The sequence below is a fragment of the Streptomyces sp. NBC_01465 genome (genome assembly GCF_036227325.1).
GTDB lineage: Bacteria > Actinomycetota > Actinomycetes > Streptomycetales > Streptomycetaceae > Streptomyces.
The window spans coordinates 5,049,443-5,075,396 of the sequence record NZ_CP109467.1 but is presented as its reverse complement, the minus strand read 5'-3'; the positions used below and the strand labels follow the sequence as shown (position 1 = coordinate 5,075,396).

The following is a 25,954-nucleotide window of genomic DNA, read 5'->3' as shown; positions in this document are numbered from 1 at the left end:
CATTGCCGCCTTTGTCAGCGCGGTGAACCTACTCGATTACCCGAGGGGCGACGTTCGGGTCCGAAGACACCCAGGTCTCCTCGTCCTCGACGAGGTAATCCGGCCTGTCTCGGCCGTCCTTCTTCTTGTCACGCTTCTTACCTGCCGCGCCACCTGCGCCGCCCATGCCCGCGGACTTGCGGCCTTCTGCAGTGCCACCACGGCTGCCGTGGAGTCCAGATCCCGCCTTGCCGCCAGAGCCGGCCGCGCCTTCGGCTTCACCAATCACGCCGCCCTTCGTACGGGCGAGAGCACCTCGGCCTCCAACACCCGAACCGCCCTTATTGCCCGCTCCGGCTCCCAGCCCGGCGGCGCCCATTCCCGGACGTCCAGCGCCGGTCGCGGAACCGGTGCCTCCGATCGAACCGCGACGCCCGAGGCCTGCACCCGGGTTTGCTCCAGTTCCCGGGAAGCCCGCTCCCGCACCGGTGAGACCGTTTGCGCCACCAGGCCCCGTGCCACTCGCTCCCCCCAGGCCACCTCCGCCGGTCCCCAACGTGGTTCCAGGACCAGTTCCACGCGGGTTGGTCGTGGTGATGCTGTCCACACCCGTGCCGATGCCGGAAGGTGCGGTCGACTTGGACGAGGACCCTGTGCCCGGTCCGCCGATGCGGTTCGGGTTACTGGGAGTTGGTGCGATCACGGATCGTGCCGACCCGCTCGTCGAACCGCCCTTGGACGATGTGCGGCCGACTAGCTTGGGACCGGATTCCGTCGGAATCACCACGATCGGAACCGGCGGATTACCTCCGGGGGAACCCGGATAGTCCTCCCGATGCTCAACAGTGCTCTTCCACGACCCCATCGCCTTGGTCTGCGAAGCGTAAGCAGCCCCCAACTGCTCCATCTTCACGGCCATCCGGAGCTGCTGCTCCTTACCGGCCGACAGATCGCCCGAGTTGCTGTCCAGCGCCTGCTGCGTGGACGCCCCGGCGGCCAGGTCCTTCTTGAGGCCTGCGTCCGATCGACTGCCGCCGTCCTGAATGGCGTTGACGATGCTGTTGCCCGTGCTCGGCTTCTTCATCGCCTCGACCTCGGGCTTGATGGTCTCCAGCACGGTGGCCGCGCTGTGCATCGCCGTCGAGGTGTACTGCGCGTACTGTGCACCGTCCTGAAGCTTCTTCGCGATGGCGTCCGCCTGCTCCTTGAACCGGTCGGCAGAGTCGCCCTCCCAGTGTTCGAGCACCGCGCTCACAGCAGCCATGAAGTCGTGCCGCGCGCCCCCGCCACCGCCTTCACCAACAAGCTTGTTGTTGACGCTGGTCCACCCTCGGGCAACCTCGTGCACCGCGCCGGGGTTCGCGCCGCTGACCATGGCCTTCATCTGGTCCATGTCCATGTTGGCGAAGTCCGACTCGTGCTGCGCGTTGTAGCACATCGTCGCCGGCTGGTACTCGTACGTGTAGTCGTCACTCATGGCCGAATCACGCCCCACCCGTCATCGACTTCTTCACGTCTGCTTCCTGGTCCTGGTAAGCACCATGCGTCTTCTTCGTCTTTGTGCCGAAATCATCTGTCAGGCCGTGAATGTGCTCCACGATCTCCTCAAGATGCGTCTTCATCTCGGTGTGCGCGGCGTGAAGCTTCCCCGCCTCGATGAACGTGGCACCGCCGGCGTCCGATCCCAGCGCCCCCGGCGGCAGATACGTCTTGTACTTCGAGTCCGACTTGGCGTCGCCCAGGTCCGTGATGATCCCGTTGAGCTTCCGGACGACCTCGTCCAGCGCGCTCAGATCGACTCTGTACTCTCCGCTCGCCATCGCGAGTCAGCCCCTCTCCCCGTTCACCGACGCAACGCCGCAGCCACACAGTCACTTAACGTAGCTATCCCGGCTTATCTCTTGAACAACTCTATCGGCCGCCTCCGACAAGGCCCAGAGGCTCCCGCGTATCCCCTGTCACAGCCCAGTCACAGCGCCCCTGCGCCCTGCATCGAAACGAAACGGTCGCTAAGGGTCAGTGTCGGACTTGGGGCGCGCGCCCCATCTCCCTTCCATCCCAGGTCAGCGGCCAAGACGGCACTCACGTAGGAGATTCGAACGGGTCTGGCATCAGCTCTGCTACCCGTTCGGAGGTAAGGAGGAGTGTCTTACCTCCCGGCGAGGGAATCTCCTCGGATTCTGCCGGTGGTGATGGCACCGGGATTCGTGGCCGGGTGCGGGTGAGTGGAGGGCCGCCTCCACGGTCCGGTGGGGGCGGGGGCGATACGCGTGGGCGAGTGCGGCTTACCGACCGAAATTAGCGTGGCTGGGGTGCGTGGCCGGTTGGACTACCTCCGCACGCGCGCGGTCGACTGCGGAACCGTCGCAACGTCCTTTCCCCGACTGATGTCAGTGCGGGTCAATCGGTCCATCTGTCGGGGGTGTTGGTGTAGGTGTGCCCGGTGGGTGCCGTCCAGTGCGTCTGCCCGCTGGTGTCGTCGCGGACGACCTTCCAGCCTCCTCGGTGTTTGAGTCCGTGGTGGCGGCGGCAGAGCGGGATCAGGTTCTCGGGCACTGACTGGCCGCCCGCTTGTGGGTTGTGGTGATCGAATTCCACGACATGGTCGAGGTCCGCGCGGTGGGCGGGCATCCGGCAAGTCGGAAACGCGCAGTGCCGGTCGCGGGCCTCCACGTGGCGAGTGGTTTCGGCGGTGGGCTTGTAGGTGGTCGGGTCGGTTTTCACGACCATCCCGGTGGTGGGGTGGGTGATCAGCCGCCGCCACACCGTGCCTTCCGCGAACGCCACGTCGCGGGCCTGTCCTGCGGTGATGGGTCCGTAACCCTTCAACTCGGCGGGCTCCTCGCTCGCCCCGATCAGCACGTCCAGCGGGACGGTGATCTGAACGACCGCCGCTGAACGACCGCCCACCGACTGCGTGTTGGTGGTGCCGGTGATCAGGTCGAACAAAGCGTCCGCCCGCTTCTGGGACAACGTGCGGCCGTCGTCGGCGAAGGTGGCGGCGTGGGCGTCGACGGCCTGTTCCATGAGTGCGGCTTGTTCTGCCGGGACGATCGCTCCGAACATCGCCATCCCGTCCGGCTGCGGATAGTTGACCGTGGTCCGCTCCAGACGCCGCTGCTCGTGGCGGGCGGCCGCACCCTCGGGATCGAGGCGGGCGATCGTGCGGTTCAGCATCCGCCGGGTCTCGTGCGCCGCCTGGGTGGGGAGCTTGGCCACCACCGCGTCCTCGACCTTCGCGGTCATCTCATCGTCCAGGACCGCGCACGCATCCACCACCGTCTTGGCCTGGCGCCAGGAGATTTCCCCCTGCGCCAGCAGCTCCAGGGTCTGGGGCAGGCGGTCCATCAGCGCGCGGGCCACTTCCAGGCGGTCGCCCGCACCTGCCCCGCTCAGCTTCAGGGCGCAGGCGACCTGTTCGGCCGCGTAGTCCCAGTCATGCAGCAGGGTGGTCTCGAAGTCCGCACCCACCGGCAACTCGGCACTGGTCTGCGCCTCGATCCCCGCCAGCAACGGCACCTGACAGGCAGCCACCCAGGACGCGCAGCGCTCCAGTACCGCCAACGCATCGATCCGCCCGGCCGCGGACAGCTTCTCCGCGTCCAGGACCGGCAGCAGGTCCATCACATGCGCCGACGGGTCCTGCGTGCGCAGAAAGGCCGCCCACTCGTCCGGTGTCCCCGGTGCTTCCCTCTGTTCTTCCATCCCCCACACCCCCGTGCGTCGGTCACCAACCACCGTCCCCTATACGGTGGTTGATACCCCTATTCTCCCTCACTCTCCGTGATAATGCCAGGTCAATCCCGTGTTTATTTCACAGTCATCAGAACCAGGACGTTGCGACGAAGCCGCAGCCGACCACGCGCGAAGGGACAGTTCGCCAGCCCACCACGCACCCCAACCACGCTAATTTCCATCGGTAAGCCGCACCCGCCCACGCGTATCGCCCCCGCCCCCACCGGACCGTGGAGGCGGCCCTCCACCCACCCGCACCCGGCCACGAAACCCGGTGCCATCACCACCGGCAGAATCCGCAAGGGTCGGCCGCCTCCGCGTCAGGCAATGAGGCAGTACTCGCCTCAGACGGTATTGCCACCGAGGTTGGCAGCGCCCTCCCTCAACTGCCCCCACCCCGACCAGCGACGATCTCGCTTCCTGATCGCTGCGTGCGCACTCTGCCTGTTGGTCGCGGGGCGCGGATCGGATGGACTGAGGTCACGCCGGTGAGCGGCCCGGAACCACCGGAAAGCCGCCGGAGACAAGGGAGTTCAGCCATGCCGATCGTCACCATCCAGCAAGGTCCCCGCGACATCGAGCTCAAGCGCGAACTCGTCCAGCGCGTCACCGACGCCTTCGTCGACTCGCTCAAGATCCCCGCCGAGGCCGTCCAGGTCTGGATCCACGAAGTACCCACCGACAGCTGGGCCATCGGCGGCACCCTCACCGCCGACAAGAACACCAAGAAGTAGACGCGTACGTACGGAACGAGGAGGCAGCCCCGTCGCCAGGTTGCACCGCAGCCCCTTGCGGCGGGCCGCCACCGCCTCCGAGATCAGCCGGCGGCAGTGTCCTCCGCGGACCTCGGCTCCGGATCCCGCTTGTGGCGTGATGCGGTGAGGGCCTCTGTTACGTCGAGGGTGACCTTCGCGCCGATCGACTCGGGCAGGGTGACCAACTGCCCGGGGGCGTGGATGCGGTGCTGGTCGTACTCGTTGGCAATGGGGTCGGTCAGGACGTGCAGGCGGTTGTGCTTGCGGTCGACGATCACGTAGACGGGGACCTTGGCGATGGCGTACGCCGCGACCTTGTTGCGGAGGTCGTTCTGGTAGTTGCTCGAGGTGACCTCGAGGGTCATGCGGAACACGGCCGGGTCGTAGCAGTTGTTCTCGATCAGGTGGTCGTCGATGTCGGCGTCGACAACGGAAAGGTCAGGGACTGCGTAGTCCTCCGGGCCGTCGGGCAGCCAGAGGCCGATGGCCTGGTGCACCTCGGTCGGACCGTCATCGAGACCGGCGGCCACAAAAGGGCGAACGAGCTTGTTCAGGCCCCTGGAATGGGCGACGTCCGCTGGCGGGGTCACAGTGAGAACGCCTCCGATGATCTCGACCCGGTAGCCGGGGTTGTGCTCCAGGAGCTTGTTGGCCTCTTCGAGCAGCGTCAGCGGCGCATCGTCGGGCGTGAAGTACTCGACCGGTGCTGCGGACATCTCGGGCCTCCCATGGGCTGGTGTCGAGAACAGCATCGTAGGCACGGAGCGGATGCCATGTCCCGTACGCGACCGTTCACCCGAAAGGTGCCGGTCAGGTGCCGACAGCCGGCGCGCTTCGGCGTCACGCGAAGACAAGCTCGCACCAGATCGTCTTGCCACGCCGCTCACCCGCCCCTTCGCCCATCGGGCACGCCCCCCACCGGTCCGCGACCAGGTCGAGGATGAGCAGTCCCCGGCCGTCCTCCGCGTCGGCCGACGGGTCTGCGGGTTCCGGCAGGTCAGGGCTCGCGTCCCAGACGCTGATACGGAGCACGGGGTGCAGCCACTGGAGGCGCACGTACGCCGGCCCCTTCGTGTGCCGTACGGAATTGGTGGCCAGCTCCGACGCCAACAGCTCGGCCCTGTCCGCCAGTTCGGACAGACTGTGGGCCGCGAGGATCGCCCGGAGCGCGATGCGGGCGACGCCTGGGCCTCTGAGGTCGCGGGGGAAGTGGAGTTCGTACTGCCACTGCCCCGCGAAGGGGATCGGTGCGGGGTCGATGTGGGGGATTGCTTCGGACCTCATCAGGCACCTCCTGGGTGCGCGCGAGACGTAACAACAGGGCATGGGTCGCGTGATGTTGTCTGCGGTGGCGATGCCGGCCCCCCGCCGTTCCGGAGGGGAGCCGGTGCACTTCCGACAGCGACGTCACGAGTGGCCCGCATCACAAAGTACGAGAAGATCTCATAACTGTGCTACCTGGCGACACGTAAGTGTTAACTTCTCGATTGTGGTGGACCGCGGGACGCCGAATAGGCACACTGTGCGCGAGCGAGGAGACGGCACATGGCACCGCGACAGACCCCGACCATCCTTCAACGCCGGTTCGGCACCGAACTCCGTCGGCTCCGTGAGGCTGCCGGGATGACAGCACCCACGGCTGCGGACCTGCTCGGCACGGACCGTACGGTCATCTCCAATGTCGAGGCGGGCCGGTTCGGCATCAGCGAAGAACGGTTGCGGCGCCTCGCCAGCATCTACGAGTGCGACGAACCTGCCCTCATCGACGAGCTCGCGAGATTGACCGGAGGGCGCAAGTCGGGCTGGTGGGAGGAGTATCGGGGCAAGATTCCCCCCGGGTTCCTCGACGTCTCCGCCCTGGAGAACTATGCGGTACGGCTCCGCACCGTGCAGATCGCGCACCTCCCCGGCCTGTTTCACACTGAGGAACACGCGCGGGCCATCTTCGAGCTGTTCGTACCACCCTTGCCGCGCCTGGAAGTTGAGCTGCGCGTAGCCCACCGGCTGGCCCGTCGGACGGTGATCACCGGCGACCGGCCCATTCCGTACGTGGGTGTCATCCACGAGGCCGCCCTTCGGATGCAGATCGGAGGACGTGGTGTCGCCCGCGCCCAGCTTCTGAATCTCCTCGAAGCGTCCGAGCGCCCGAATGTCACGCTCCTGGTCACCCCGTTCACGGTGGGCGGCTTCCCGCTCATCGGCGACTCGTCCGTCCTCTACGCGGAAGCGCCCCATCCGAGCCTGGACACCGTGCACATGGACTCTCCGAACGACGCCGGGTTCATCGACTCCCCCACGCAGCTCGCCAACTTCCGTACGCGGCTGGACATGGTCGAGAAGGTGGCGTTGACTCCCAGCAAGTCCAGGGAGTTCATTCGCTCCATCGTCAAGGAGCTGTAAGAGGTGCCGTACGTGTCCGGCCTGCAGTGGTTGAAGTCATCGTTCTCCGACTCCGGCGGCAACAACTGCGTCGAGCTCGCCGCGCCAGCCCCCCACACCATCGCCCTCCGCGAGAGCGACGACCCTGCCACCGTCATGACCACGGACCGCACCGCCCTCCGCGCCCTCCTCCGTGCCGCGCAAACCGGTGCGCCCGCAGTGCGTCGCAGCTGAGGATGCGGAGTTCGGCGGCCGGTACGGGGCCCGCAGACTCCTCAATCGGCGACATCGGCAGTGGAGGCAGTGCGGGGTCCTGTGCGTACGGAGTCCAGTTCCACGACGAGCCCTGCACCCGGGTGAGGGTCGCGGAATTCACCGTGAGCGACAAGCAAGGCGGCCGGGAGTTCCGTGGCTACAACGAACTCCCTCTCAGGACACGGTCGAGTGCCGCCCGGCCTGCCGGTCCCCAGTAAGGCTTGCCACCGGGAAGACCCCTGTCTCCGTTCTGCCCCATGAGCATCAGGAAGAGGCTCTTCATGGCGGCCAGCCCGCGGGCGCGCCGGATCGTTGCCTCGTCTGCGTGCGCGTACATGTCGAAGAACCGTGAGGCCGTGCCCTCGGGCAGCAGCACCCATGCGGCGGCGAGGTCCCACGCCGGATCACCGGCGAACATGTCACCGAAGTCGACGATGCCGCAGAGCGTTCCGTCCGAGACGACGACGTTCGCGGGATGGAGGTCGCCGTGGACCCATACCGGCGGGCCCTCCCACCCAGGCGCCTCAACGGCATCGTCCCAGACGGCTCGGACGTCGGCCGCGGTGTCGTCGGGGACAACGGCCTGGAAGAAGTGATCAAAGCCCTCCGTGCAGCTCCTGGGGTGGCCACCGCGGTCCGTAGCCATCGGCGCCTCGGCGGGCGCCTCCACATGCAGGGCCCTGAGGAAGCCCGCCAGAGTGTCGGCCGCGTGCGCGCCGCGACTGATCGAGCCGTGGTCAAGCGGCTCTCCGGGAACCCACGTCATCACGGTCCAGTGCTTGGGGAAGCGCTCGGACGGTTCGCCGAACCGCACCGGGGTCGGGACCGGGAGCGGCAGGCGCGGAGCCAATACGGGTAGCCACCGACGCTCCTTGAACTGGAGCTCCCCGGTGGGGTCCATGCGCTGCATGCGGACCGCCAACTCGTCCCCGATGCGCCACATTTGGTTGCCCCAGCCGCCCGCCACCTCGCGAACGGCCAGCCCCCTGCAAGGTCTGGATGCTGCTCCTGCAGCAGGGCACGGACCAGGTCTGCAGTGCTCTCGGTGTCGGTGTCCCTCATGCGAAGTCACGGTACCGAGGCGGGATCAGTGCCGGGCGAACTGGACCCGGGTCTCTTGCGCAACGTTCGGGCGCAACGCGATCCCGCTCACCGTCAGCCGTTCTCCGTAGATGTCCGTGATTCTGATCGAGCCGCCGCACCCGCTGCCGTCCGCGGAAATGAAGTAGTTGTAGTCGGTACGCGGAAGCTGCCGCCAGCCGTTGGCGGTACGGACCTCCAGTCGCGCGACCGGATTCCGGTGGTCGATCGCCTGGATGCCGCACCAATAGCGGCTGGAACCGGTCTTGTATCTGAGGGACATCGTGTCGGACGTGCTCGGGCTCAGCAGCTGCCAGGTGATCGGGATGCGGCCGACCTTGAGATCGGCGAGTTTGGCGAACGCCTGTTGGCTGAGGTCGAGTTGGCCGGGTGCGCAGGGCGCCGGGCATTCGTTGGTTATCCGTACCGTGATGGAGGCGCCGTTCGCCGCGCGGACCAGTACGTACGCGCCGCACGCCTTGGACGCCTCGTAGTCGGTTGTGTTCATCGCCGCGATCATGAGGCCGTCGCTCGGGCCGAACAGGCAGGCGCCGTCACCGTCGCCGGCCTCGTAGGCGGTGGCGACTCCCTCGTAGACGGTCCTGGGCCGGATCCGCCCGCTGAGCGATGCCGTGCCGGACGCCGCGTTGGACTCCGTTCTCGCGGGGCGCGGGGTGGCCGACGGTCGTACTGCCTTGGTGGTCGCAGCAGCCGTCGGCGTGGGTTTGCCCGTCGCTGTCGGGGTCCCTGTGCCTGGCGCGGTCGTGGCGCTCGCCCGGGTGGTGACGGGTGTGGCGGCGGCATGCCCTGCATCGGCCGTGCTGCCGGACGGCAACGCCATGACCAGGTAGGCGAGTACTCCTGCGGCGGCCACCGCCAGCATGGCGCCGACCATGCGCATGAGCCTGCGTCTGTGCCTGCGCTGCCGCGCGGCCTGCCTCGCTGTCCGCATTCCCGGATACCTGTCCGTTCAGAAGATTGAGCCGATGGTGCACTCGTCAGTGGCCGCACGGGGCGAAAAGGTTGCCGTCGTCTCCTCGCCTGATTCTTGACGCATCCCAGACGCTCCCTTTCCTTGCCGCACGGGAAAGGTGATGCCTACGGTGATTTTGTGCCGCACGGGGGTGAAGCACGGCAGGAACCCTCTCCGGCCCGGACACCGACGTCTCCTGCCGCTCCTGCACCCGGAGACAAACGTGCCCGATTCACTGCCCGGCACCTTCCGCGTCGATGCGGAACAACTCGGCAGTCTCGCAGGGCAGTTGGACGAATGCGCCGCCGACATGAAGTCCGCCGGCTACAGCATGGAGCAGGCCTCCGTCCACGACGTGGGTCACGCCGGGCTCGAGGAACGCTGCGGCGACTTCCGGGATGCGTGGAAGTACGGCATCGGGCAGCTCTCCAAGCTCACCGACGCCATCCGTGACGGCCTCAAGAAGACCGCGGACAACTACTCCGCCACCGACCGCGCCATCTCCGAGCTCTTCGCCGTCAAGGGCAGCTCGGGCGGCACCGCGGCACCCGCCGGCGCCCCCGCGCAGAACCGCAGCATGGCCGACGACTTCGGCTGAGTCCCTCCGTGCCGCCACCCCGTCCGCCGCCGAACTCGCCACCTCGGAGCATGACTTGGCCACACCGAACACGACCACCGTCGAGGGCTACCCCGCCCTCGGGTTCGACCCCGCGCCCGGCTCCCCGGCCGCCGTCGCCGCGCTCGCTCAGGACGTCAGCGGTACGTACTCCAAGTTGAAGTCCGCCGATGGTGTCCTCACCGGCATCATCAACGGGACCGGCGGATGGACCGGCATCGCCGCCGACGCCTTCACCGCCAAGGTCAAGGAGCTCCCCAAGATCCTCGGCGAGGCGACCGACAGCTTCCAGCGCGCCACCAGCGCCCTCACCGACTGGCAGGACCAGCTCACCCGCCTCAAACGCGACGCCCAGGGCCTCGAAGAGGAGGCCCAGCGGGCGCGCGAGCGGGAACGTACCGCCGAGTCCAACCCCGACCTCGACCTCGCCGGCCGGCAGTACGGCACCCAGCAGGAAGCCGACCAGGCCCAGCAGCGCCTCGACAACGCGATCGCGCAGGTCAACTCCGCCCGCGACAGCCTCGACGCCATCATCACCGACGCGAAAGACCTCCTCGCCCGGCACGACGACATCGCCGCAACCGTCTCCGACCTCATCAAGAAGGCCTGCGACCAGGCCCCCGACGAACCCGGCTTCTGGGACAGGCTGCTCGACGGGCTCGAATCCGTGGTCGAGGCTCATGCCCAGTTCGCCAATGACGTCTTCGACTGGGTCAAGGACCATGCCAACGCCATCTCGGCCATCGGCGATGTCTTCTCCACCATCAGCACGGTGACCGGCGCGGTCGGACTGGCCCTGGACGCAACCGGGATCGGCGCTCCGGTGGGAGCCGCCCTCGGAATCACCTCGGCCATCACGGCAGGCGCCGGACTCGGGCTTCACCTGGTCGCGAGGGCCGGTGGGGCCGACGTGAGCAACCGGACCCTCGTGGAGGACGGCCTCGGGCTCGTCTCCTTCGGGATCGGGAAGGTGGCGGCCAAGGCCGAAGACGCGGTCGAGGTCTCGGTCGGGCTCACGAAAGTGCTCAAGGCCGAGTCGCAGGGGGCGGGTTGGACTTCCGTAGGAATGACGGGAGTCGACTACCTCAAGGACCACACGGCCCTCGGTTACTTCATCCCCGACAGCAAGACCGAGGCGGCGGTGGAGGGCGGCGCGTTGCTGGTGCCGGGTGTGGGTCCCGCGGTCGCCCTCGGCATGGCCTTCGACAAAGCCTGGAAGAAGGGGTCCGAGAAGGACGCCGCTGCCGCCGGGCAGAACTGAGCAGAGTAAGGGAATCAGTCCAGTGAACGCCGTCCTGCTCGTCCTGGTCGCCGCCGCGGCCCTCCTGCTCACCGCGTACATCGCGGTCGTCGGAGTGCGCGACCTGATAGGCACGCGTGCTCAGCACCGACGGCGCGGGCGCGCTGCCGCCACCGCTTTCGACGGCAGCCCCGAGGTACGTGTGCGCTGGGACGGCGCGGGCACCTCCATCGAGCAGCTGGTCTGGTACGGACGGCAACAGGGCTACGACCTCTACCGTCTGAGCGGTTCCGGTGGCGGAGCGCGCACGCTGGTGATGCGGAGGCTGCCGTACGGTACGCCGCCTCGCGCCCCGCAGAGGTACGGGCAGCCGGACCCGACGGAGCTGGCGGCCATCGCGCGCGACGTACGGCGGACGGTCAACCCTGAGGCCATCTGGCGGCTGACCGGACTGCTCACCGTGCTGACGGGCGTCGCCGCGTACACCGCGTACGACCAGCACCAGTCGGGCAGCAGCTTCGGCGTGGCGGCGGTGAGCGCCCTGGTACTGGCACCGCTCGCGGGAGGCGTGAGCATCGCAGGGCGCGTCGCCCTGCGCAGGAGGAGCCGGAGGTTCCTGCCGTACGACAACTCCGCCCGGCCCCAGACAGGAAGTCAGCGATGAGAGTCGTCTTCGAAGTGCCCCCGTTCTTCCAAGAGATCACCCCCGGACTCGATCCGGACGCCGCCCACACCGCGGCGATCACGCGCCTCGGCGCAAGGGCGGCCGCCCTCTCCGAGCAGGAGCTCGACGAGACGGTCACCACCTACCGGCTCGCGTCGCAGACACTCGCGGACACCGGGGTCTTCTACGCCGCGACCTGCCTGGGCACCATCAACGGCGACGGCTCGATGGGAACTCTGACGCTGGCCCGGCAGCCGCTCACGTACCGGGATGCCCGTATCGCAGCCGAGGGCATCGCAGAAATCATGACCTCGCGCCGTCCGGGCGGCACTTCGACCGTCGAGATGCTCGGTCTGCCCTGCGGAGAAGCCGTCCTGGTCTTCGACCGGACCGCCGCCCTGCGCATCCCGGCCGAGCTCACCGAGTACGGTGCCGACATCCCCATCGACGTGGCACAACTGCAGGCGTTCGTCCCCGTCCCTCAGCAAACCGTCCCGGGTGCACAGGAATTGGTCGTCGTCACCTTCGGTACGCCCAGTACAGACCACTGGGCGGACTACTGCGAGATCATGGCCGCTCTCCTCCGCACCCTGCGCTTCACACCGGGTGACTCGCTGTCGTGACCGCGGGCGCGCGCTGCACCTACCCCGGCCCAGAGCTGACACCGTCAGCCGCCTGACTTTGCTGGTACAGCGTCACCAGCACCCCGTGCACCGGCTGGTCCTCCGCACCCTCCTCCACCTCGTCGATCAGTCGCTCCAGAACCTCGCCGAGTTGTCGCGCCTTGGCGGGGGTGAGGCGCAAGTGGCGCAGCGTCAGGAGGATTTCGGCCGGTGAGTGGCTCAGCTCCTGGGCGACCGCGGCGAGCATCGCGGCCGTGCCGGCCGGCTGGGGTTCGGCGACGGTCATGCGGCGGGCCGTGCGCTGGTAGTACTGCTCGGTGCCGCCGCGGACCTGACGGGTCTCGGCGACGTGGACCAGCCCGGCCTCGCGCAGCACCTTGAGGTGGTGGGCCACGTTGCCCTTCCTCGTGTCGAGTTGCGTCGCGAGCTGGCTGATCGTGGCGGGGCGTTGGCCCAGGGTGAAGAGCAGCCGCTGGCGCAACGGGTGGGCGAGCGCCGCGAACTGTTCGGGTGCGCCGATCTCCTGGACGTCCTGAGGAGGCGGCGGATAGGAGGGCTGATCACGCATAGTCAAAGTGTCCAACTCTCTTGACGCTTTCGCAAGGGCGATGCTCTACTCCCTGCCATGACGACTCTGACGCAGTTTCAGCCTGCTCCTGTTATCGACGAGACGGTCCGGCTCCTGACCGACCACTACGTCTTCCCCGAGGCGGCCGAGCAGTTGGCGACCCTGCTGCGGGAACGCCTTGCCCAGGGCGCCTACGACGTCGACGGCGCCGAGGAGTTCGGCCGGCTGGTCACCGCGGATCTCCAGTCCGTCAACGGCGACCGGCACCTGCGGCTGATCCACCACGCCGACCAAGTCCCTACGGAGAAGGGCGCGGCCACCATGGCCGCCGTACGCCGGGACTTCGACACCTCGCTGGGCGGCGTGCCCCGGCTGGAGCTGCTGGACGGCGAGGTGGCCGTGCTGGAGCTGGGCCCGATGCTGTTTCCGCTGGAGTGGGCGTCCGAACCGCTGACCGCCGCGCTCAACCTGGTGTCCCGCGCCCGCGCGCTGATCATCGACCTTCGCACCAACGTGGGCGGCGACCCGGACACGGTCCCCTACCTCTGCACCTACCTGCTGGACGAGCGCACCCACCTCAACACCATGTACTGGCGCGACGGCGACCGCCTCGAGCAGTCGTGGACCCTGCCGCACGTCCCCGGAGCGCGCTTCGGCGGCAGCAAGCCGCTGTACATACTCACCAGCAGCAACACCTTCTCCGGCGCGGAGGATCTCGCGTACACCCTGCAGCAGCTCGGCCGCGCCGTCGTCGTCGGCGAGAGCACCCGCGGCGGGGCGCACCCCCGGGAGGGCTGGACGGTCCACCCGCACCTGGAGGTCGCCATCCCGCTCGGTCGCGCGATCAATCCCGTCTCCGGCACCAACTGGGAGGGCACCGGCGTGCAGCCGGACATCGCCTGCGAGGCCGCCGGCTCCCTCGACCGCGCCCATGCACTTGCCCTTGAGCGGCTCGCGGAGTGATGTGCAGGTCGGGCGCGGCAGCTCTCAGCGGTGCAGCGGGCCCACCACGTCCTCGACGACCCTGATCGCCTCTCCGCTGCGTACGAGATCCGCGATGTGCTCCATGTCCGCGTGGAAGGCCCGGTCCTCCACGACCGTCGGTACGGCCTCCCGGATCCTCGCGCGCAGCGCCCGAGCCGCCGGCGACGGTGTGCGCGGGGCGAGCAGGTCCAGGGCCTGTACCGCGCACATCAGCTCGATCGCCACTACGTAACCGAGCTTGCGCGCCGCCCGGTGCGCCTTCAGCGCCGCCAGATACGCGTTGCCGACCGCATCCTCCTGGCCCGCCGACGTGGGGACGGAGTCCGCCGACGCGGGCATCGCCAGCGAGCGCAGCTCCATGGTCAGTCCGGCGGCCGTGTACTGCGCGATCATGTAGCCGCTGTCGAGTCCCGGGCGCGGGGCCAGGAAGGCGGGCAGCTCGCTGTGGTTGCTGTTGACCATGCGGTCGGTGCGGCGCTCGGAGACCTTGGCGAGCACGGTCATCGCGTTCACCATGGAGTCGGCCTGGATGCCGACGTACGTGCTGTCGCAGTTCGCCCCCATCAGCGCGACCCCGTCCTCGCCCTCGGGGTGGATGACCGGGTTGTCGCCCACCGAGTGCAGCTCCTCGACGACGACCTCCCTGGCCTGTGCGAGCGCCCGCTTCGCGCCGCCGTGCATCTGCGGTACGGCGCGCAGGGCCAGGCTGTCCTGGAGGCGGTGGTCGATGAACTCGGCGCTGAGCGCGCTCGATTCGGTCAGCCGGCGCAGGTTCTCGGCGACCGCCGCCTGCTCGGGGTGGCGCTTGCGCTCCTGCAGCCGGGCGTCGTAGGCCCGTACGGTGCCCTTGAGCGCCTGCACCGACAGGCTCGCGGCGATGTCGGCGGTGGTCGCCGCGACGCCCGCGTCGTGCGTGGCAAGGACGGCGATCGCGGTGACCGAGTGGGTCCCGTTGGTGAGCGAGAGCCCTTCCTTGCAGCCGAGGCGGGCGGGCTGTTCGCCGATACGGGCAAGAGCTTCGGCCCCCGGCAGCAGCTCGCCGCCGTACCAGGCCCGGCCCTCCCCCAGCAGCACCAGGGCCATGTGCGCCTCGGGGGCCAGGTATCCGACCGAGCCCTCCCCGGGGACGTACGGCGTGACCCCGGCGTTGAGCATCCGCCGGATCAGCTCCAGGGTCTCGAAGCGGATGCCGGAATAGCCTTCGCCGAGACCGACCAGCTCCATCAGCGCGATGGCCCGGACGATCTCGGCCGGCAGCGGTTCGCCGACCGAAACGGCGTGCGAGCGCACGATGTTGCGCTGCAGCTGCTCGGCGTCCGCCGGGGCGATGACCTCGGTGACGTTGTCGCCGAATCCGGTCGTGACCCCGTAGACGAGGCGGTTCTCGGCCAGGAAACGCTCCACCAGGGCGCGGGACTTGCGCACCCGGTCGACGTACGGAGCATCGAACTCGACCCGCGCACCGTGCCGGGCGACGGCGACGAACTGCTCCACGGTGACCGGCTCCGCGCCCAGGGTGACGACAGTGATCTCGTGGATCTCGTGGGCGGCCATGGAGGTCCTCTCGGGCGGATCGGTCAGCACGCGTTGCTATACATCCATTCACTGGCCACTCGAATGAATCATTTTATTTAGAGCCTGGCAAGGGCGGCACGACGCCCCTCCCGCCCGGCCGATTAGAGTCCGCCCCATGGAGCTGCGCCAGCTGAACTACTTCGTGACGGTCGCCGAAGAACTCCACTTCGGACGGGCCGCCGAGAAGCTGCACATCGTCCAGTCCGCGGTCAGCCAGCAAGTCCGCCGCCTGGAGCGGGAGTTGGGCGCCGAGCTCTTCGACCGCTCACCCCGCCACGTACGGCTCACCGCAGCCGGGCTGCGGCTCCTCCCCGAGGCGCGCGCCGTCCTCGCCGCGGCCGACCGGGCCCGCGCGGCCGTCGCCGCCCGCCCGCCCCTGCGGCTCGGCACCAGCACCGGCCTCGGCGCCCACCTGGACCGCGTACTCGCCGCCTTCGCCGAAATGGCGCCCGACACGCCGGTCGAGCTGGTCTCCGCCCCCACCCGGGACCGCCTCGCACAGGTCGCCGAGGGCCGCCTGGACGCCACGTTCGTACGCTCCCCGGGACCGAGCCCCGGCCTGCGCTTCGTCCCTCTCTGGGACGACCCCCTGATCGCGGTGGTCCCCGCATCCCACCCTCTCGCGGCACGCCCCGACATAGCCCTGGCCGACCTCGCCGCGCTCCCCCTGATGCTCACGGAGCGCCGGAACAACCCCGCACTGGTGGACCTCGTCGTCAACGCCTGCCAGAGCGCGGGCTTCGAACCGGTCCCGGGCCCGACCGGCGGCTCCCTCCAGAACACCCACGCGATGATCGGCTCTCGCGCGACCCCCATGTGGACGGTCGCGTACGCCTCGCACGCCGACCAACTCCCCAGCACGCGCGTGGCGTTCGTCCCCTTCCGCGCCCCGGGCCTGATCCTGTCGACGGGCCTGACGGTACGCACGGACATCCCGCCCGCCACGCTCGATCTCCTCCTCGCGGCCTGCGAATCCGCCGTGACCAGCGACGATCACTCATCCTGATCGCTGCGTGCGCACTCTGCCTGTTGGTCGCGGGGCGCGGATCGGATGGACTGAGGTCACGCCGGTGAGCGGCCCGGAACCACCGGAAAGCCGCCGGAGACAAGGGAGTTCAGTCATGCCGATCGTCACCATCCAGCAGGGTCCCCGCGACATCGAGCTCAAGCGCGAACTGGTCCAGCGCGTCACCGACGCCTTCGTCGACTCGCTCAAGATCCCCGCCGAGGCCGTCCAGGTCTGGATCCACGAAGTACCCACCGACAGCTGGGCCATCGGCGGCACCCTCACCGCCGACAAGAACACCAAGAAGTAGACGCGGCGCCGGGAGGACCCGATCATGGGTCGGGTGATCACGGGAACAGCAGCGCTCTGGGACGAATTCGACCGGACGAGAAGCGCCTTGGGCTTTCTGACGCCGGCCGAGCTGCTGGCGCTCTCCGGTGGCGGCAGCGGCACCGTCGTACTCGACCCGTTCTCGGTGATCATCTCCCGGAGAGTCACGCTCGGCCCGGGCAACCTCTTCTATCCGGGCGCCGTCGTCGAGTGCGATGCCGACAGCCGCTGCGTCATCGGCGGCAGCAACGTCTTCCACGGCGGGACGCGCATCGCCGCGAGCGCGGGCGGCAGCATCACGGTCGGCGACGCCTCCGGGATCGGGGAAGGCGGCGCCCAGGTCAAGGCCCTGTCCGCCGACGCCCACATCCGGATCGGCGACGGGGTCCGGCTCGCCAATGGTGCCGAGGTCCTCGGGCGGAGCCTGCTCGGCTCCGGCTGTCAGATCCTGGGGCCCGTCTCGGCCCGTTCAGTGACCCTCGCCGAAGGCGGAACCCACGCCGAACCCGACCCGGACCTGCGCGGCGCCGTCCTCAAGGGCTTCGGGCGCGCCCGGGGGATCCGGCTCGGGGTCGGCGAAGTCATCAACGGGGCAGGGGATTTCAGCGCCTCGCCCGTCGAGCGACAGCGCGTCTATCACTGACCCAGGAAGCCGTGCAGGGACGCCTTCAGATTGGCTACGAACGCGTCGCGCGCATCGGCGTCCAGCAGGTCCAGCGACAGATACGGGTTCAGGTCCTCCAGCTCCACCAGCAGCAGCTCGCCCGACGGCGCCCGGCACGCGTCCACCCGCTGGATGCCGTGGTCGATCGCGTTCCAGTCGACGAAGCGCTGCGCGAACGCCAGGTCCTCGGGCGTCGCTTCGTAGCGCTCCAGGCGCCAGCGTGCGGCAGGGTCCGGGGCGTACAGCGCGTACTGGAAGGTGTGGTCGACGAAGTAGAAGGAGACCTCGTAGCGGAAGTCGATGCGCGGCTGGATCAGGACGCTCCCGGCGAAGGCGCGCGTCCGCAGTTCGGCCGCCGGGACGAACTCCAGGCCTATCGAGTCCGCCCCCAGCTTCGGCTTCACGACGTACTCGGGCGACTCCGGGAGGCGGTCCGCGTCCCGTGCGTCGTCGACCGTCGGGATCACCGGATATCCCGCCGCCGACAGGTCCACCAGGTACTGCTTGCCCGCCGCGTCCCCCTTCCCCGTCAGCTGCGTGTAGACCCGGACGCCGTCCTTCAGGGCGCGGGCGCGGAAGGCGTCGTACGCGGACTGGTAGTGCAGTACGGGGCCACTGTTGCGCACCACCACCGCATCGAAGCCGCCCATCAGCGCGGCCGCGTCCAGGGGGTGGCACAGCGCCAGGTCGAAGTCCTCGCGCAGGCGGGACGTGAGGTGGATGTCCTCGTCGCAGTAGCGCCGGCCCCGGGCCTCGTAGGCGAGATCGGTGACGTACAGGATGCGGGCGCGGGGGCCGGCGGACGGGGACATGCGGGTGCTCCTGGTGGCTCGGGGGCCTCCAACGTACGGGGTGGCTATCGGCGCAGCAGGTCCACCACCCCCGTCGTGTCCTCGTCCCCGTGGCCGGCCGCCAGGCGGCGTTCCATCAACTCCATGTACGGGGTGAGGAGTTCGGGGCTCACACCCTGTTCGTCCGCCGTACGCAGCAGCGTCGCGTTCCCCGCCACCTGCATCGCAAGGTTCGACACGACCTCCTTCGCGTACTCCCCGGACTGCAGCTGGTCCGCCGCCTTGTGGACCGAGAACGTCATCGCCCCCAGCCACTCCGCCAGCAGCGGCGCGAACTCCTTCGGCGCGATGTCCTCCTCGCGGATCAGCGCGAAGGCGTGCGCGACGCCCGCGAACATGCCCGTCATCGCGCTCAGCAGCGCCACGTCGTGCAGCGCCGCGAAGCCGGGGTCCTCGCCCACGAACTTCGTGCCCGCCGGTACGGCGAGCGTGCGGGCGTGGGCCGCGAAAAGCTCGCCCGCGCCGCTGTAGAAGACATAGGCGCCCGACTCCGGGACCCCGATCATCGGCGGGACCGCCATGATCCCGCCGTCCAGGAAGCGCGCGCCCCGTGCCGCCGCCCACTCCGCCCGCGCACGGGCCTGCGCGGGGGTGCTCGTCGTGAGGTTCACCAGGTCCTTGCCCGCGAGGTCCACGCCCGCCAGCGTCTCGTCGATCGACGTGTCGTCCAGGAGGCAGAGGACCACCAGCCGGTTGGCCGCCACCGCTTCGGCGGCGGTCGCGGCGGGCTTCGCTCCTGCGGCGACGAGGGGTTCCGTACGGGACCGCGTACGGTTCCAGACGGTGAGGTCGTGGCCCGCCGCCAGCCACGCCTGCGCCAGTGCCGTGCCCATCGCGCCCAGGCCGAGCAGCGTCAGCGGGGCGGTCGTCTCAAGTGCGTTGTCAGTCATGACCTTTAGGCTGGTCGCAGACCGAATGGTGATCAAGTACGCACTTCGGTGTGGGTGGTTACCTCTGGGAAAGCGAGCAGGCGGGGGCGGAGAGGACATGACGACCGTACGGAGGCCGGGGTCCCATCACTGCGGGATCGACGCGGCCATGGATGTCATCGGCGGCAAGTGGAAGGTGCTCATCCTGTGGGCCCTGTCCGAGCGGCCCCACCGATTCGGCGAGCTCCGCCGAGCGCTCGGCGGAGTGACCGAGAAGGTGCTCGCCGCCCAGCTCCGCGAGCTGGAGGAGGACGGCATCGTGCACCGCGAGGTGTACGAGGAGGTGCCGCCCCGCGTCGAGTACTCGCTCACCCCGCGCGGGGTCTCCCTCAATGAGGCCCTGGCCCCGCTCGGCGCCTGGGGACGGCAGAACGTGCAGGTCAGCCCTCCGCCGGAGCCCGTCCGGTGAGCGCCGCCAGGCTGCTGCGTACGTGCGTCATATGGGCCTGGAGCTCCTCGCGGGCCTCCTCGTGCTCCCGTACGATCCGGTCCGTCTCGCGGGCCACGCGCTCCTCGCGAATACGGCCCTCGGCGACGAGCCCGGCCCCGCGCGCCTCCGCGTCCTCCTGGCCGTGGCGGGCCGTCTCCTCCGCCTCGGCCAGCGCCCGCTTGGCCTCGGCGAGGCGGGCCTCCGCGTAGGCCGTGAGCTCCGCGTGCCGGGCGTCGGACTCCCGCTCCCGGTCGGCCAGTTCGCGCTCCACCGCCTCCCAGCGCTCCGCCTGCTCCTTCTCCTGCGCGGCGAGGAGCGCCGAGGTGCGGATCCGCATGTCCTTCAGTACGGCAAGCGCCTCACCGCGCCACTCCTTCACGTCCCGGCGCGACCCGATCCGCAGATCGTCGGCCGTGCACTGGGCGTCGTGAAGGAGCTGCGCCGCCCGGACGTCGCCCTCGGTCCGTACCGCCTCCGCGTCCGCACGGGCCGCGTCCTGCACCCGGCGCGCCACCTGCTCGGCCGCCGCCTGCACGGCCTGCGCTGCCTCCTGCGCCGAGGTGCGTACGTCGTCGGCCTCCTCCGCGACCAGCGCCATCAGCCGCTGCGCCCGCTCGCCGAGCGTCGCGTACGTCTGCGGGGCGAGCGAGGCCACCCGCTCGCGCATCGCCGACGCCTCGCCCTCCATCTCCTTCGCCAGGACGGTCAGCCGCGCCGCACGCTCCCAGGCCTCGTCGCGGTCGAGGGAGAGACCGGCCACATAGCGGTCGACCTGCTCCGACCGGTAGCCGCGGCCCCGTACGACGGCGAAACCGTGCGGTGACACCGATGCAGTACTCATCCTTCAAGCCCCTTACCCACACACGACAGACACCCACCAGACGCGCATATCTTGGTGGATCAACGCGAAGCGCCCATAACGCGACACTCCGCCCAAGGATGCGTCAAGAAGCGGAGAAGGTGGGAATCGCGGTGTCGTCGCGGAGCGCGGTGAACAGCTGCTGGGCCTCTTCGTCGTTCCACAGGACCACGTCCCCGACCCCCGAGATCTCCGTACCGGTGCTGGAGACCGGGACCGTCGTCGTGGCCCCCTGCCCGTCCGCGATGTCCTTCATCTGCAGCCCCATCCGGCCGAGGTCGAACAGGCCGGTGCCCTTGTCGACCGTCAGCGCGTCGAGCGAGGCGCTCAGGAAGGGGATGAGATTCCACGGGAGCAGGAGCACCGAGGGAGTGAGCGCCTGGTGGGCGATCGCGCTCACCAGCTGCTGCTGGCGCTTGACCCGGCCCAGGTCGCCCTCTGGGTCGCTGTAGCGGGCGCGAGCGTAGGCCAGGGCCTGCTTGCCGTTCATCTCCTGGCAGCCCGCATCGAAGTCCGCACCGGACTTCTCGTCGTGCAGACCGCCCGCCGGAACACAGATCTGGACGCCGCCGAGGGCGTTCACCACATCCACGAAGCCGCCGAAGTTGACCTCCGCGTAGTGGTCCAGGCGCAGCCCGGTGGCCTCCTCCACGGTCTGGGTCAGGAGCTTCGCGCCGCCCAGCGCATATGCCGCGTTGATCTTGTTCTTGCCGTGGCCGGGGATCGAGACGTAGGAGTCGCGCGGGATCGAGACGAGGTAGGGCCCGTTCGATCCGTAGTGCAGGATCATGATCGTGTCGGTGTTCAGACCCTCGTCGTTGCCGACGTGCAGTTCCTTGCGCTCCTCGGCCGTCAGCGAGGAGCGGCTGTCGGAGCCGATCAGCAGCCAGTCCGTGCCCTGACCTGCGGTGGGCCGTCCGGAGTAGTCGGAGAAGGCATCCGTCGTCTGCAGCCGGCCGTCGGCCCAGATCCACAGCCCGAGCACATAGCCGGAAGCGAGCAGCACCAGAGCGAGCAGAAGGATCGCGATCCGCTTGGGCCAGCTCAGCCGGCGGCCCTTCTTGGGCCCGCGCCGCTTCCGCCCCTTCCGGCCCTTCGCGCGATACAGCGCCGAAGAGCTCTGCTGCTGCGGGAAAGGCTCCGGCACACTCATGGGACGAAACTCCCACAACGGGCAGAGTCCGGCGAGCCGGAGCCTTCTGTCAGAACGTCAGCACGTCAGCGCATCAGAGCCAGTACGTCAGAGCAGCCCGTCCCACATCTGCTCCAGCAGCACCGACCACCAGCTCTCCGGCGACGCCAGCGCCGCCGGGTCCAGCATCGCCAGCTGCGCCTGGAAATCGACCGTCCAACGGCCCGCCTGCTCCGGGTTCAGACTGAACCGCAGCCGCCACATCCGGCCCAGCAGCGCCATCGACCGTACGAACTCCGGCAGACCCGAGTTCACGAACTGCGGCGGAACCGGCTGACCACCGGGACCCGCCTCCACCGGCACCGCCACGATGTTCGCGGTCCCGTACTGGACACAGATCGCCCGCCCGAAGTCCGACCCCATGACGAGATACGACCCCGCGTCCGAAGCCGGCGCCACCTGACGCTGCTGCGCCAGCTCCGCCAGCGTCGGCACCGGCTGCCCCGGCACCGCCTGCGCCCAGAAGAACGGCCCGAAGTCGACCGGCAGCCCGGCCCACACCAGGGTCATCGCCACCACCTCGGGCACTCCCTGGCGCGACACCGCCCGCTGGTCGAAGCGGAAGATCCCCTGCGGCCCGAACGCCTGCGCAAGCTCCTGCGCGACGCCCTCCGGAGGAATCGGCGGGGCAGGCTGGACCGGCGGCAGCGGCGCCCGCACCGGAGCGGGCCGCGCCGGGCCGTCCGCGACCTGGTGCAACTCGCCCTGGTGCGTGAGGAGATGAGCCATCCCCTGCTGCCGGCTCGCATGGTCCTTGCCGTACGGGGCGACGCTCGTGATCCGCACCTGCGGCCACGTCTCACGGATCATGCGCGCGCAGTAGCCACCCGGCAGCTCGCACGACTCCAGCTCCGTGTGCAGCTCCAGGACCTGCTGCGGCGGCACGTTCATCGCCCGCAGCTCGTGCAGCATCTGCCACTCGGGGTGCGGAGTGCCGGGCGCCGAGCGGCGGATGAGCTGCTGCTCGGAACCGTCCTGCGCGCGGTAGCGCAGCACCGCCTGGTAGCCGGGCCCCACGGTCGGCTGACCGGTGGGCTGCTGCGGATAGCCGTACGCGGGCGGCGGCTGTACGGCACCGGGCGCAGGCGGCGGCCCACCCAACGGCACCGCACCCGGACCGGGCGGCGGCATCGGCGGCCCGACCGGACCGGAACCCGGAGCGGGCGGAGGCATGGGCGGACCCACCGGACCGGAACCCGGAGCGGGCGGAGGCATGGGCGGACCCACCTGGCCCGATCCCGGAGCGGGCGGCGGCATCGGCGGACCCACCTGGCCCGGACCCGCCAGCATCGTCGCCGCATGGTGCACGCCACCGGGCCCGGCCGGAGGCGCGGGCGGCTGGGGCGCACCCAGAGCGCTCGGATCGGCCAGCATCGTGGCCGCATGGTGTACGTCGCCGGGCCCGGCCGGAGGCGCGGGCGGCGGAGCCGCGGGCGCACCCGGGGCACCGGGCGGACCGGGCGGGGCCGGGGGCTTGAGCCCACCGGGACCACCGGGCTGCGGCACCATCTGCGTCGGTACGTAACCGCCCGCAGGAGCCCCCGGCGGCGGCACCGGAGCACCACCGGCCGAAGCCCCACCCGGACGCGCACCCGGGGTCCCGGGGGCGCCGGGCGGCGGCGGAGGCGCGCCGATGCCACCGCGCGGACCCCGCGGCGGAGCCGCCTTGCTGGTGGCCGCATCGGCGATGTCGGCGGACCCCGAAGCAGGACCCGAAGCAGGAGCCTCGGGCGCGGTCGACGGAAGCGGCGTGGCCGCGGGGTCGAGCGCGGTCGGCGGCAGCTGGCTGCCACCCCGCAGCAACGACGTGGCCGCATCCGGCTTCACGCTCGGCTCAGGAGTGTCGTCGTCGTCCGACCCGGCGAGCGGCGGCGCGAACACCGTCGCGGGCAGCGGCACGGACACGGATTCCGCGTCCGACGCCGAGTTCGTGTCGGTCCCCGCCCACGGAGTCGCCCCCTCGGGCACCCCCGCCTTCGGCCAGGACGACGGCGAGTCACTCACATCGGCCGAAGGCATCGCCGCGGACGAGTCACCGGACGACGGCCACCCGAGCGCACCGGCAGAAGAATCAGCATCAGCACCGGCATCGGAACCCGAACTCACAGCATCCCGAGCCCCATTGGCCCCGGAAAGCCCCGCCTTCCCGTCCGCCACCTCCTGCAACCACTCCGGCGGCGACAACAAGAACGACGTCTGGTTCAGGTCCACCCGCTGCGGCGCCCCCGAAACAGCAGCCGGAGGCGCGTCCCGCACCCCGTACTCCTCCTCGTACCGGCGAATGACCTCACCCACCGGCAGCCCCGGCCACAGCGTCGCCTCACCACTGTCCCGCGCGATCACCAGCCGCTGCCCGCCACCACCGCCCGAAGGCCCGTCCGCCCGGTCCTCGGCCCACAGCACGAAGCCCAGCTCGAACTCCCGTACCCGCACCTCACGGTGCTGATACGCGGGGACATCCCCGTTGACCCACTCTTCCGCCCGCTCCTGCGCCTGCGCGAAGGTCACCATCGGAAGCTCACTCCCCTACAGGGACGGCGCGCGCGAAGCCGCCGTCCACCATCAGATTCGCCACCGTCTCCAGCTCCGGCGGATTGCCCGCCAACCGCGCCAGGAACGCGTCGAAGTCCTCACCGCACGGCATCAGCAGCCGCTCCACGCGCTCGGCCGGCGACCACGCGGGATCCACGTCCCGCACATCGTCGTACGCACAGAACCAGACCGAACCGGCCCCGGAACCCCTCACCTTCACGGCCACCAGACCGCCCTGCACGAACGCGACACCCAGAAAGTCCTTCGTCAGGTGATCGCGCAGACACTTGTTGACGTACACCAGATCGTTGACCGCGGCCTCGTCCCGCACGGAGAAGAACGGCTGGTCCACCAGCAGCCCCAACTCCGCGTCCAGAGCGGCGCCCACCGGCGCACACCCGCCCGCGGCCTTCAGGAACGACCTGTACGCCCCCGGCAGCCGGTACCCCAGATCCTCCTCCGCGCCGAGGATCTGCTGCTCCGTCACCGCCACCGCGCCCTTCGGCACCGCGAAGTGCACCGGCCGCGTCTCCTGCAGCGGACGCGTCCCGCGCTTCGCCTGGTCCACGGCAGCCGTCGCGATCCCGCCGTGATGACGCAACAGCGCCTTCACCTCCACGGGAACGAGCTCCAGCCTCCGCGAACCCGGCACGTGATGCCACGTCCAGCCGTGCGGCGTCGCCACCGCCGGAATCGTGCCCCACAGCTCATGCCCGTCGGCGGCCATCGCGGCATTGGCGGACACATAGTCCGTCAGCCGGAGCTCATCGACGCCAAAACCCTCAGGAGGGTCGGCAATCTCGGCGGCGGCGCGCGCGAACGGCGCGAAAACCGGGAAGCCGTCGCTGTCCACCCGCACACCCCGAGGGTGGCGCGCGGCCCGGACCGGGTCCGGGAAATTCACGACCTGCCCGGCATAAGCCGCGTTCGGTGGCGCGGCTTGCTGCCCGAGCCGACCTGTCGTCATGGCGGTTGCCCCCTGCTGCGTCCGGCGTGTTGACCACAGCCTATGCGGTACGGCAAGAGGGAGAACCGCCCCTCCGCTTCCGTAACGAACCGTCACACCGGAGTGACCCAGCGCCGAAACAACCCTCCGCGCAACACGCGATCCACGGCCCCAGCTTCCGCATCCCCAGCCTCATTTGGCAGGCTGGCCCCCTGCGAACTCGGGGGCTCGCAGCAAAGTGGGAGGGAAGGTACGACCATGCACACCGCACCACCGTCACCGTCAGCCACATCAGGGGACCCGCGCCTCAACTGGGGCAGCGCGGCAACCCCGCCTCCCACCCTGCGCCACCGCCGCGACGGAATCCTGCCCACCGTCGCCGCCGCCCTGTCCGTACGCGGCGCCGACACCCTGACCGCGACCGCGGGCAAGGGCGACCAGCCGCCCGCGCTCCACCACCTCGTCCAGGACTTCCTCGACACCCTCACCAGCGGCCAGCGCGAACGCTTCACCGGGCGCTGCCCCGAAGCGATCCTGCTCTCCCGCCACCTCGCCGCGGCCGAGTCCTCCCGTACGAAACGGGCCGCCCGCAAACCGCTCACCTCAGGCGAGGCCCGGCGTACCCTCAAGCACGCCAAGATCACCGCCCGCCGCATCCGCGAGGACGGCGACCCGCTGCACGGCAGCTACGCACCGCCCTGCCGCACCTGTACGGCCATGCTCGCCCACTTCGGCGTCCGCGCGGTCGACCCCGCCACCGACGCCGCCGAGAAGGGCTGAGCACCACCC

General features: G+C 69.7%; 27 protein-coding genes and 1 pseudogene. 13 read left to right on the top strand and 15 right to left on the bottom strand.

What is annotated here, in order from left to right:
* Positions 1 to 28: 28 nt before the first annotated feature.
* From OG707_RS24075 to OG707_RS24065, 3 genes are all read right to left on the bottom strand, one after another.
* Positions 29 to 1,456, bottom strand: a complete 1,428-nt coding sequence (locus OG707_RS24075; protein WP_329121635.1) for a WXG100 family type VII secretion target — start codon at positions 1,454 to 1,456, stop codon at positions 29 to 31.
* A gap of 7 nt (positions 1,457 to 1,463) precedes the next feature.
* Positions 1,464 to 1,799 (bottom strand): hypothetical protein, encoded by a 336-nt coding sequence (locus OG707_RS24070; RefSeq protein ID WP_329121633.1) that lies wholly within the window; start codon positions 1,797 to 1,799, stop codon positions 1,464 to 1,466.
* 580 nt (positions 1,800 to 2,379) lie between these two features.
* Complete coding sequence (locus OG707_RS24065; RefSeq protein WP_329121630.1) at positions 2,380 to 3,684, bottom strand: HNH endonuclease signature motif containing protein; 1,305 nt, start codon at positions 3,682 to 3,684, stop codon at positions 2,380 to 2,382.
* 569 nt (positions 3,685 to 4,253) lie between these two features.
* On the opposite strand from OG707_RS24065, the gene dmpI (OG707_RS24060) reads away from it, so the two are divergent.
* Entirely contained in the window at positions 4,254 to 4,448 is a 195-nt protein-coding gene (gene dmpI / locus OG707_RS24060) for a 4-oxalocrotonate tautomerase DmpI (protein ID WP_329121604.1), read from the top strand.
* Positions 4,449 to 4,531: 83 nt separating this feature from the next.
* Here the strand turns inward: dmpI (OG707_RS24060) and OG707_RS24055 are convergent, their stop codons facing one another.
* Both OG707_RS24055 and OG707_RS24050 read right to left on the bottom strand, forming a co-directional pair.
* Positions 4,532 to 5,185, bottom strand: a complete 654-nt coding sequence (locus tag OG707_RS24055; RefSeq protein WP_329121629.1) for a Uma2 family endonuclease — start codon at positions 5,183 to 5,185, stop codon at positions 4,532 to 4,534.
* 124 nt (positions 5,186 to 5,309) lie between these two features.
* Positions 5,310 to 5,753 carry an ATP-binding protein gene (locus tag OG707_RS24050; RefSeq protein ID WP_329121626.1) on the bottom strand — a complete coding sequence of 148 codons (444 nt, stop codon included), beginning with the start codon at positions 5,751 to 5,753 and terminating at the stop codon, positions 5,310 to 5,312.
* Positions 5,754 to 6,014: 261 nt separating this feature from the next.
* On the opposite strand from OG707_RS24050, the gene OG707_RS24045 reads away from it, so the two are divergent.
* Both OG707_RS24045 and OG707_RS24040 read left to right on the top strand, forming a co-directional pair.
* A complete protein-coding gene (locus OG707_RS24045; RefSeq protein WP_329121625.1) occupies positions 6,015 to 6,869 on the top strand; it encodes a helix-turn-helix domain-containing protein in 855 nt (284 codons plus the stop codon).
* Between the two features lie 3 nt (positions 6,870 to 6,872).
* On the top strand, positions 6,873 to 7,082 hold the full coding sequence (locus OG707_RS24040) for a DUF397 domain-containing protein (RefSeq protein ID WP_443071379.1): 210 nt from the start codon (positions 6,873 to 6,875) through the stop codon (positions 7,080 to 7,082).
* A gap of 178 nt (positions 7,083 to 7,260) precedes the next feature.
* Here the strand turns inward: OG707_RS24040 and OG707_RS24035 are convergent.
* Both OG707_RS24035 and OG707_RS24030 read right to left on the bottom strand, forming a co-directional pair.
* A pseudogene (locus OG707_RS24035) lies at positions 7,261 to 8,165 on the bottom strand (aminoglycoside phosphotransferase family protein).
* Positions 8,166 to 8,190: 25 nt separating this feature from the next.
* A complete protein-coding gene (locus tag OG707_RS24030; RefSeq protein ID WP_443071378.1) occupies positions 8,191 to 9,084 on the bottom strand; it encodes an expansin EXLX1 family cellulose-binding protein in 894 nt (297 codons plus the stop codon).
* 295 nt (positions 9,085 to 9,379) lie between these two features.
* Here OG707_RS24030 and OG707_RS24025 point away from each other — a divergent pair, with 295 nt between their 5' ends.
* The 4 genes from OG707_RS24025 to OG707_RS24010 are packed head-to-tail and all read left to right on the top strand — an operon-like array spanning position 9,380 to position 12,299.
* Entirely contained in the window at positions 9,380 to 9,754 is a 375-nt protein-coding gene (locus OG707_RS24025) for a WXG100 family type VII secretion target (protein ID WP_329121621.1), read from the top strand.
* Between the two features lie 55 nt (positions 9,755 to 9,809).
* The gene (locus OG707_RS24020; RefSeq protein ID WP_329121619.1) at positions 9,810 to 11,033 is read left to right on the top strand and encodes a putative T7SS-secreted protein; all 1,224 of its coding nucleotides are present in this window, start codon (positions 9,810 to 9,812) and stop codon (positions 11,031 to 11,033) included.
* Between the two features lie 22 nt (positions 11,034 to 11,055).
* A complete protein-coding gene (locus tag OG707_RS24015) occupies positions 11,056 to 11,676 on the top strand; it encodes a hypothetical protein (protein ID WP_329121616.1) in 621 nt (206 codons plus the stop codon).
* Positions 11,673 to 12,299, top strand: a complete 627-nt coding sequence (locus OG707_RS24010) for a hypothetical protein (RefSeq protein WP_329121614.1) — start codon at positions 11,673 to 11,675, stop codon at positions 12,297 to 12,299. Before OG707_RS24015 ends, OG707_RS24010 begins: the two co-directional genes overlap by 4 nt.
* 19 nt (positions 12,300 to 12,318) lie before the next feature.
* On the opposite strand, the gene OG707_RS24005 is transcribed toward OG707_RS24010, so the two are convergent.
* On the bottom strand, positions 12,319 to 12,867 hold the full coding sequence (locus tag OG707_RS24005) for an ArsR/SmtB family transcription factor (protein WP_329121612.1): 549 nt from the start codon (positions 12,865 to 12,867) through the stop codon (positions 12,319 to 12,321).
* A gap of 57 nt (positions 12,868 to 12,924) precedes the next feature.
* Between OG707_RS24005 and OG707_RS24000 the strand changes: the two genes are divergently transcribed.
* Positions 12,925 to 13,830, top strand: coding sequence for a S41 family peptidase (locus OG707_RS24000; RefSeq protein ID WP_329121610.1), 906 nt, complete (start codon positions 12,925 to 12,927; stop codon positions 13,828 to 13,830).
* A 24-nt stretch (positions 13,831 to 13,854) separates the two neighbouring features.
* Here OG707_RS24000 and OG707_RS23995 read toward each other — a convergent pair whose 3' ends face one another.
* Positions 13,855 to 15,405 carry an HAL/PAL/TAL family ammonia-lyase gene (locus OG707_RS23995; RefSeq protein ID WP_329121608.1) on the bottom strand — a complete coding sequence of 517 codons (1,551 nt, stop codon included), beginning with the start codon at positions 15,403 to 15,405 and terminating at the stop codon, positions 13,855 to 13,857.
* A gap of 136 nt (positions 15,406 to 15,541) precedes the next feature.
* Between OG707_RS23995 and OG707_RS23990 the strand changes: the two genes are divergently transcribed.
* From OG707_RS23990 to OG707_RS23980, 3 genes are all read left to right on the top strand, one after another.
* Complete coding sequence (locus OG707_RS23990; protein ID WP_329121606.1) at positions 15,542 to 16,432, top strand: LysR family transcriptional regulator; 891 nt, start codon at positions 15,542 to 15,544, stop codon at positions 16,430 to 16,432.
* Between the two features lie 115 nt (positions 16,433 to 16,547).
* Positions 16,548 to 16,742, top strand: coding sequence for a 4-oxalocrotonate tautomerase DmpI (gene dmpI, locus OG707_RS23985; RefSeq protein WP_329121604.1), 195 nt, complete (start codon positions 16,548 to 16,550; stop codon positions 16,740 to 16,742).
* A gap of 24 nt (positions 16,743 to 16,766) precedes the next feature.
* Positions 16,767 to 17,405 carry a hypothetical protein gene (locus OG707_RS23980; RefSeq protein ID WP_329121603.1) on the top strand — a complete coding sequence of 213 codons (639 nt, stop codon included), beginning with the start codon at positions 16,767 to 16,769 and terminating at the stop codon, positions 17,403 to 17,405.
* Here OG707_RS23980 and OG707_RS23975 read toward each other — a convergent pair.
* Positions 17,399 to 18,238, bottom strand: a complete 840-nt coding sequence (locus OG707_RS23975; protein ID WP_329121602.1) for a hypothetical protein — start codon at positions 18,236 to 18,238, stop codon at positions 17,399 to 17,401. The two genes, OG707_RS23980 and OG707_RS23975, sit on opposite strands and share 7 nt — an antisense overlap.
* Before the next feature lie 44 nt (positions 18,239 to 18,282).
* Positions 18,283 to 19,167, bottom strand: a complete 885-nt coding sequence (locus OG707_RS23970; protein ID WP_329121601.1) for an NAD(P)-dependent oxidoreductase — start codon at positions 19,165 to 19,167, stop codon at positions 18,283 to 18,285.
* Between the two features lie 97 nt (positions 19,168 to 19,264).
* On the opposite strand from OG707_RS23970, the gene OG707_RS23965 reads away from it, so the two are divergent.
* Positions 19,265 to 19,615 carry a winged helix-turn-helix transcriptional regulator gene (locus OG707_RS23965; protein WP_329121599.1) on the top strand — a complete coding sequence of 117 codons (351 nt, stop codon included), beginning with the start codon at positions 19,265 to 19,267 and terminating at the stop codon, positions 19,613 to 19,615.
* Here the strand turns inward: OG707_RS23965 and OG707_RS23960 are convergent.
* The 4 genes from OG707_RS23960 to OG707_RS23945 form a co-directional block, all read right to left on the bottom strand.
* The gene (locus OG707_RS23960; protein ID WP_329121597.1) at positions 19,587 to 20,477 is read right to left on the bottom strand and encodes a cellulose-binding protein; all 891 of its coding nucleotides are present in this window, start codon (positions 20,475 to 20,477) and stop codon (positions 19,587 to 19,589) included. The genes OG707_RS23965 and OG707_RS23960 overlap by 29 nt on opposite strands.
* Before the next feature lie 103 nt (positions 20,478 to 20,580).
* Positions 20,581 to 21,648: an LCP family protein gene (locus OG707_RS23955; protein WP_329121595.1), complete on the bottom strand. Its 1,068-nt coding sequence runs from the start codon at positions 21,646 to 21,648 to the stop codon at positions 20,581 to 20,583.
* A gap of 87 nt (positions 21,649 to 21,735) precedes the next feature.
* Positions 21,736 to 24,198, bottom strand: coding sequence for an SUKH-4 family immunity protein (locus OG707_RS23950; RefSeq protein WP_329121594.1), 2,463 nt, complete (start codon positions 24,196 to 24,198; stop codon positions 21,736 to 21,738).
* A gap of 7 nt (positions 24,199 to 24,205) precedes the next feature.
* On the bottom strand, positions 24,206 to 25,186 hold the full coding sequence (locus OG707_RS23945) for an SMI1/KNR4 family protein (RefSeq protein WP_329121592.1): 981 nt from the start codon (positions 25,184 to 25,186) through the stop codon (positions 24,206 to 24,208).
* 237 nt (positions 25,187 to 25,423) lie between these two features.
* Between OG707_RS23945 and OG707_RS23940 the strand changes: the two genes are divergently transcribed.
* Entirely contained in the window at positions 25,424 to 25,945 is a 522-nt protein-coding gene (locus tag OG707_RS23940; protein WP_329121591.1) for a YwqJ-related putative deaminase, read from the top strand.
* The last annotated feature ends 9 nt before the right edge of the window (positions 25,946 to 25,954 follow it).

What these genes read in the sequence shown, in the direction of transcription:
- OG707_RS23990 (WP_329121606.1), top strand. Translation starts at nt 15,542, where the DNA reads ATGGAGCTGCGCCAGCTGAACTACTTCGTGACGGTCGCCGAAGAACTC.
- OG707_RS24030 (WP_443071378.1), bottom strand. Translation starts at nt 9,084, where the DNA reads ATGCGCATGGTCGGCGCCATGCTGGCGGTGGCCGCCGCAGGAGTACTC.
- OG707_RS24000 (WP_329121610.1), top strand. Translation starts at nt 12,925, where the DNA reads ATGACGACTCTGACGCAGTTTCAGCCTGCTCCTGTTATCGACGAGACG.
- OG707_RS23975 (WP_329121602.1), bottom strand. Translation starts at nt 18,238, where the DNA reads ATGTCCCCGTCCGCCGGCCCCCGCGCCCGCATCCTGTACGTCACCGAT.
- OG707_RS23950 (WP_329121594.1), bottom strand. Translation starts at nt 24,198, where the DNA reads ATGGTGACCTTCGCGCAGGCGCAGGAGCGGGCGGAAGAGTGGGTCAAC.
- OG707_RS23955 (WP_329121595.1), bottom strand. Translation starts at nt 21,648, where the DNA reads ATGAGTGTGCCGGAGCCTTTCCCGCAGCAGCAGAGCTCTTCGGCGCTG.
- OG707_RS24005 (WP_329121612.1), bottom strand. Translation starts at nt 12,867, where the DNA reads ATGCGTGATCAGCCCTCCTATCCGCCGCCTCCTCAGGACGTCCAGGAG.
- dmpI (WP_329121604.1), top strand. Translation starts at nt 16,548, where the DNA reads ATGCCGATCGTCACCATCCAGCAGGGTCCCCGCGACATCGAGCTCAAG.
- OG707_RS24050 (WP_329121626.1), bottom strand. Translation starts at nt 5,753, where the DNA reads ATGAGGTCCGAAGCAATCCCCCACATCGACCCCGCACCGATCCCCTTC.
- OG707_RS24055 (WP_329121629.1), bottom strand. Translation starts at nt 5,185, where the DNA reads ATGTCCGCAGCACCGGTCGAGTACTTCACGCCCGACGATGCGCCGCTG.
- OG707_RS24045 (WP_329121625.1), top strand. Translation starts at nt 6,015, where the DNA reads ATGGCACCGCGACAGACCCCGACCATCCTTCAACGCCGGTTCGGCACC.
- OG707_RS23945 (WP_329121592.1), bottom strand. Translation starts at nt 25,186, where the DNA reads ATGACGACAGGTCGGCTCGGGCAGCAAGCCGCGCCACCGAACGCGGCT.
- dmpI (WP_329121604.1), top strand. Translation starts at nt 4,254, where the DNA reads ATGCCGATCGTCACCATCCAGCAAGGTCCCCGCGACATCGAGCTCAAG.
- OG707_RS23995 (WP_329121608.1), bottom strand. Translation starts at nt 15,405, where the DNA reads ATGGCCGCCCACGAGATCCACGAGATCACTGTCGTCACCCTGGGCGCG.
- OG707_RS23980 (WP_329121603.1), top strand. Translation starts at nt 16,767, where the DNA reads ATGGGTCGGGTGATCACGGGAACAGCAGCGCTCTGGGACGAATTCGAC.
- OG707_RS23960 (WP_329121597.1), bottom strand. Translation starts at nt 20,477, where the DNA reads ATGAGTACTGCATCGGTGTCACCGCACGGTTTCGCCGTCGTACGGGGC.
- OG707_RS23940 (WP_329121591.1), top strand. Translation starts at nt 25,424, where the DNA reads ATGCACACCGCACCACCGTCACCGTCAGCCACATCAGGGGACCCGCGC.
- OG707_RS24075 (WP_329121635.1), bottom strand. Translation starts at nt 1,456, where the DNA reads ATGAGTGACGACTACACGTACGAGTACCAGCCGGCGACGATGTGCTAC.
- OG707_RS24010 (WP_329121614.1), top strand. Translation starts at nt 11,673, where the DNA reads ATGAGAGTCGTCTTCGAAGTGCCCCCGTTCTTCCAAGAGATCACCCCC.
- OG707_RS24070 (WP_329121633.1), bottom strand. Translation starts at nt 1,799, where the DNA reads ATGGCGAGCGGAGAGTACAGAGTCGATCTGAGCGCGCTGGACGAGGTC.
- OG707_RS23970 (WP_329121601.1), bottom strand. Translation starts at nt 19,167, where the DNA reads ATGACTGACAACGCACTTGAGACGACCGCCCCGCTGACGCTGCTCGGC.
- OG707_RS23965 (WP_329121599.1), top strand. Translation starts at nt 19,265, where the DNA reads ATGACGACCGTACGGAGGCCGGGGTCCCATCACTGCGGGATCGACGCG.
- OG707_RS24065 (WP_329121630.1), bottom strand. Translation starts at nt 3,684, where the DNA reads ATGGAAGAACAGAGGGAAGCACCGGGGACACCGGACGAGTGGGCGGCC.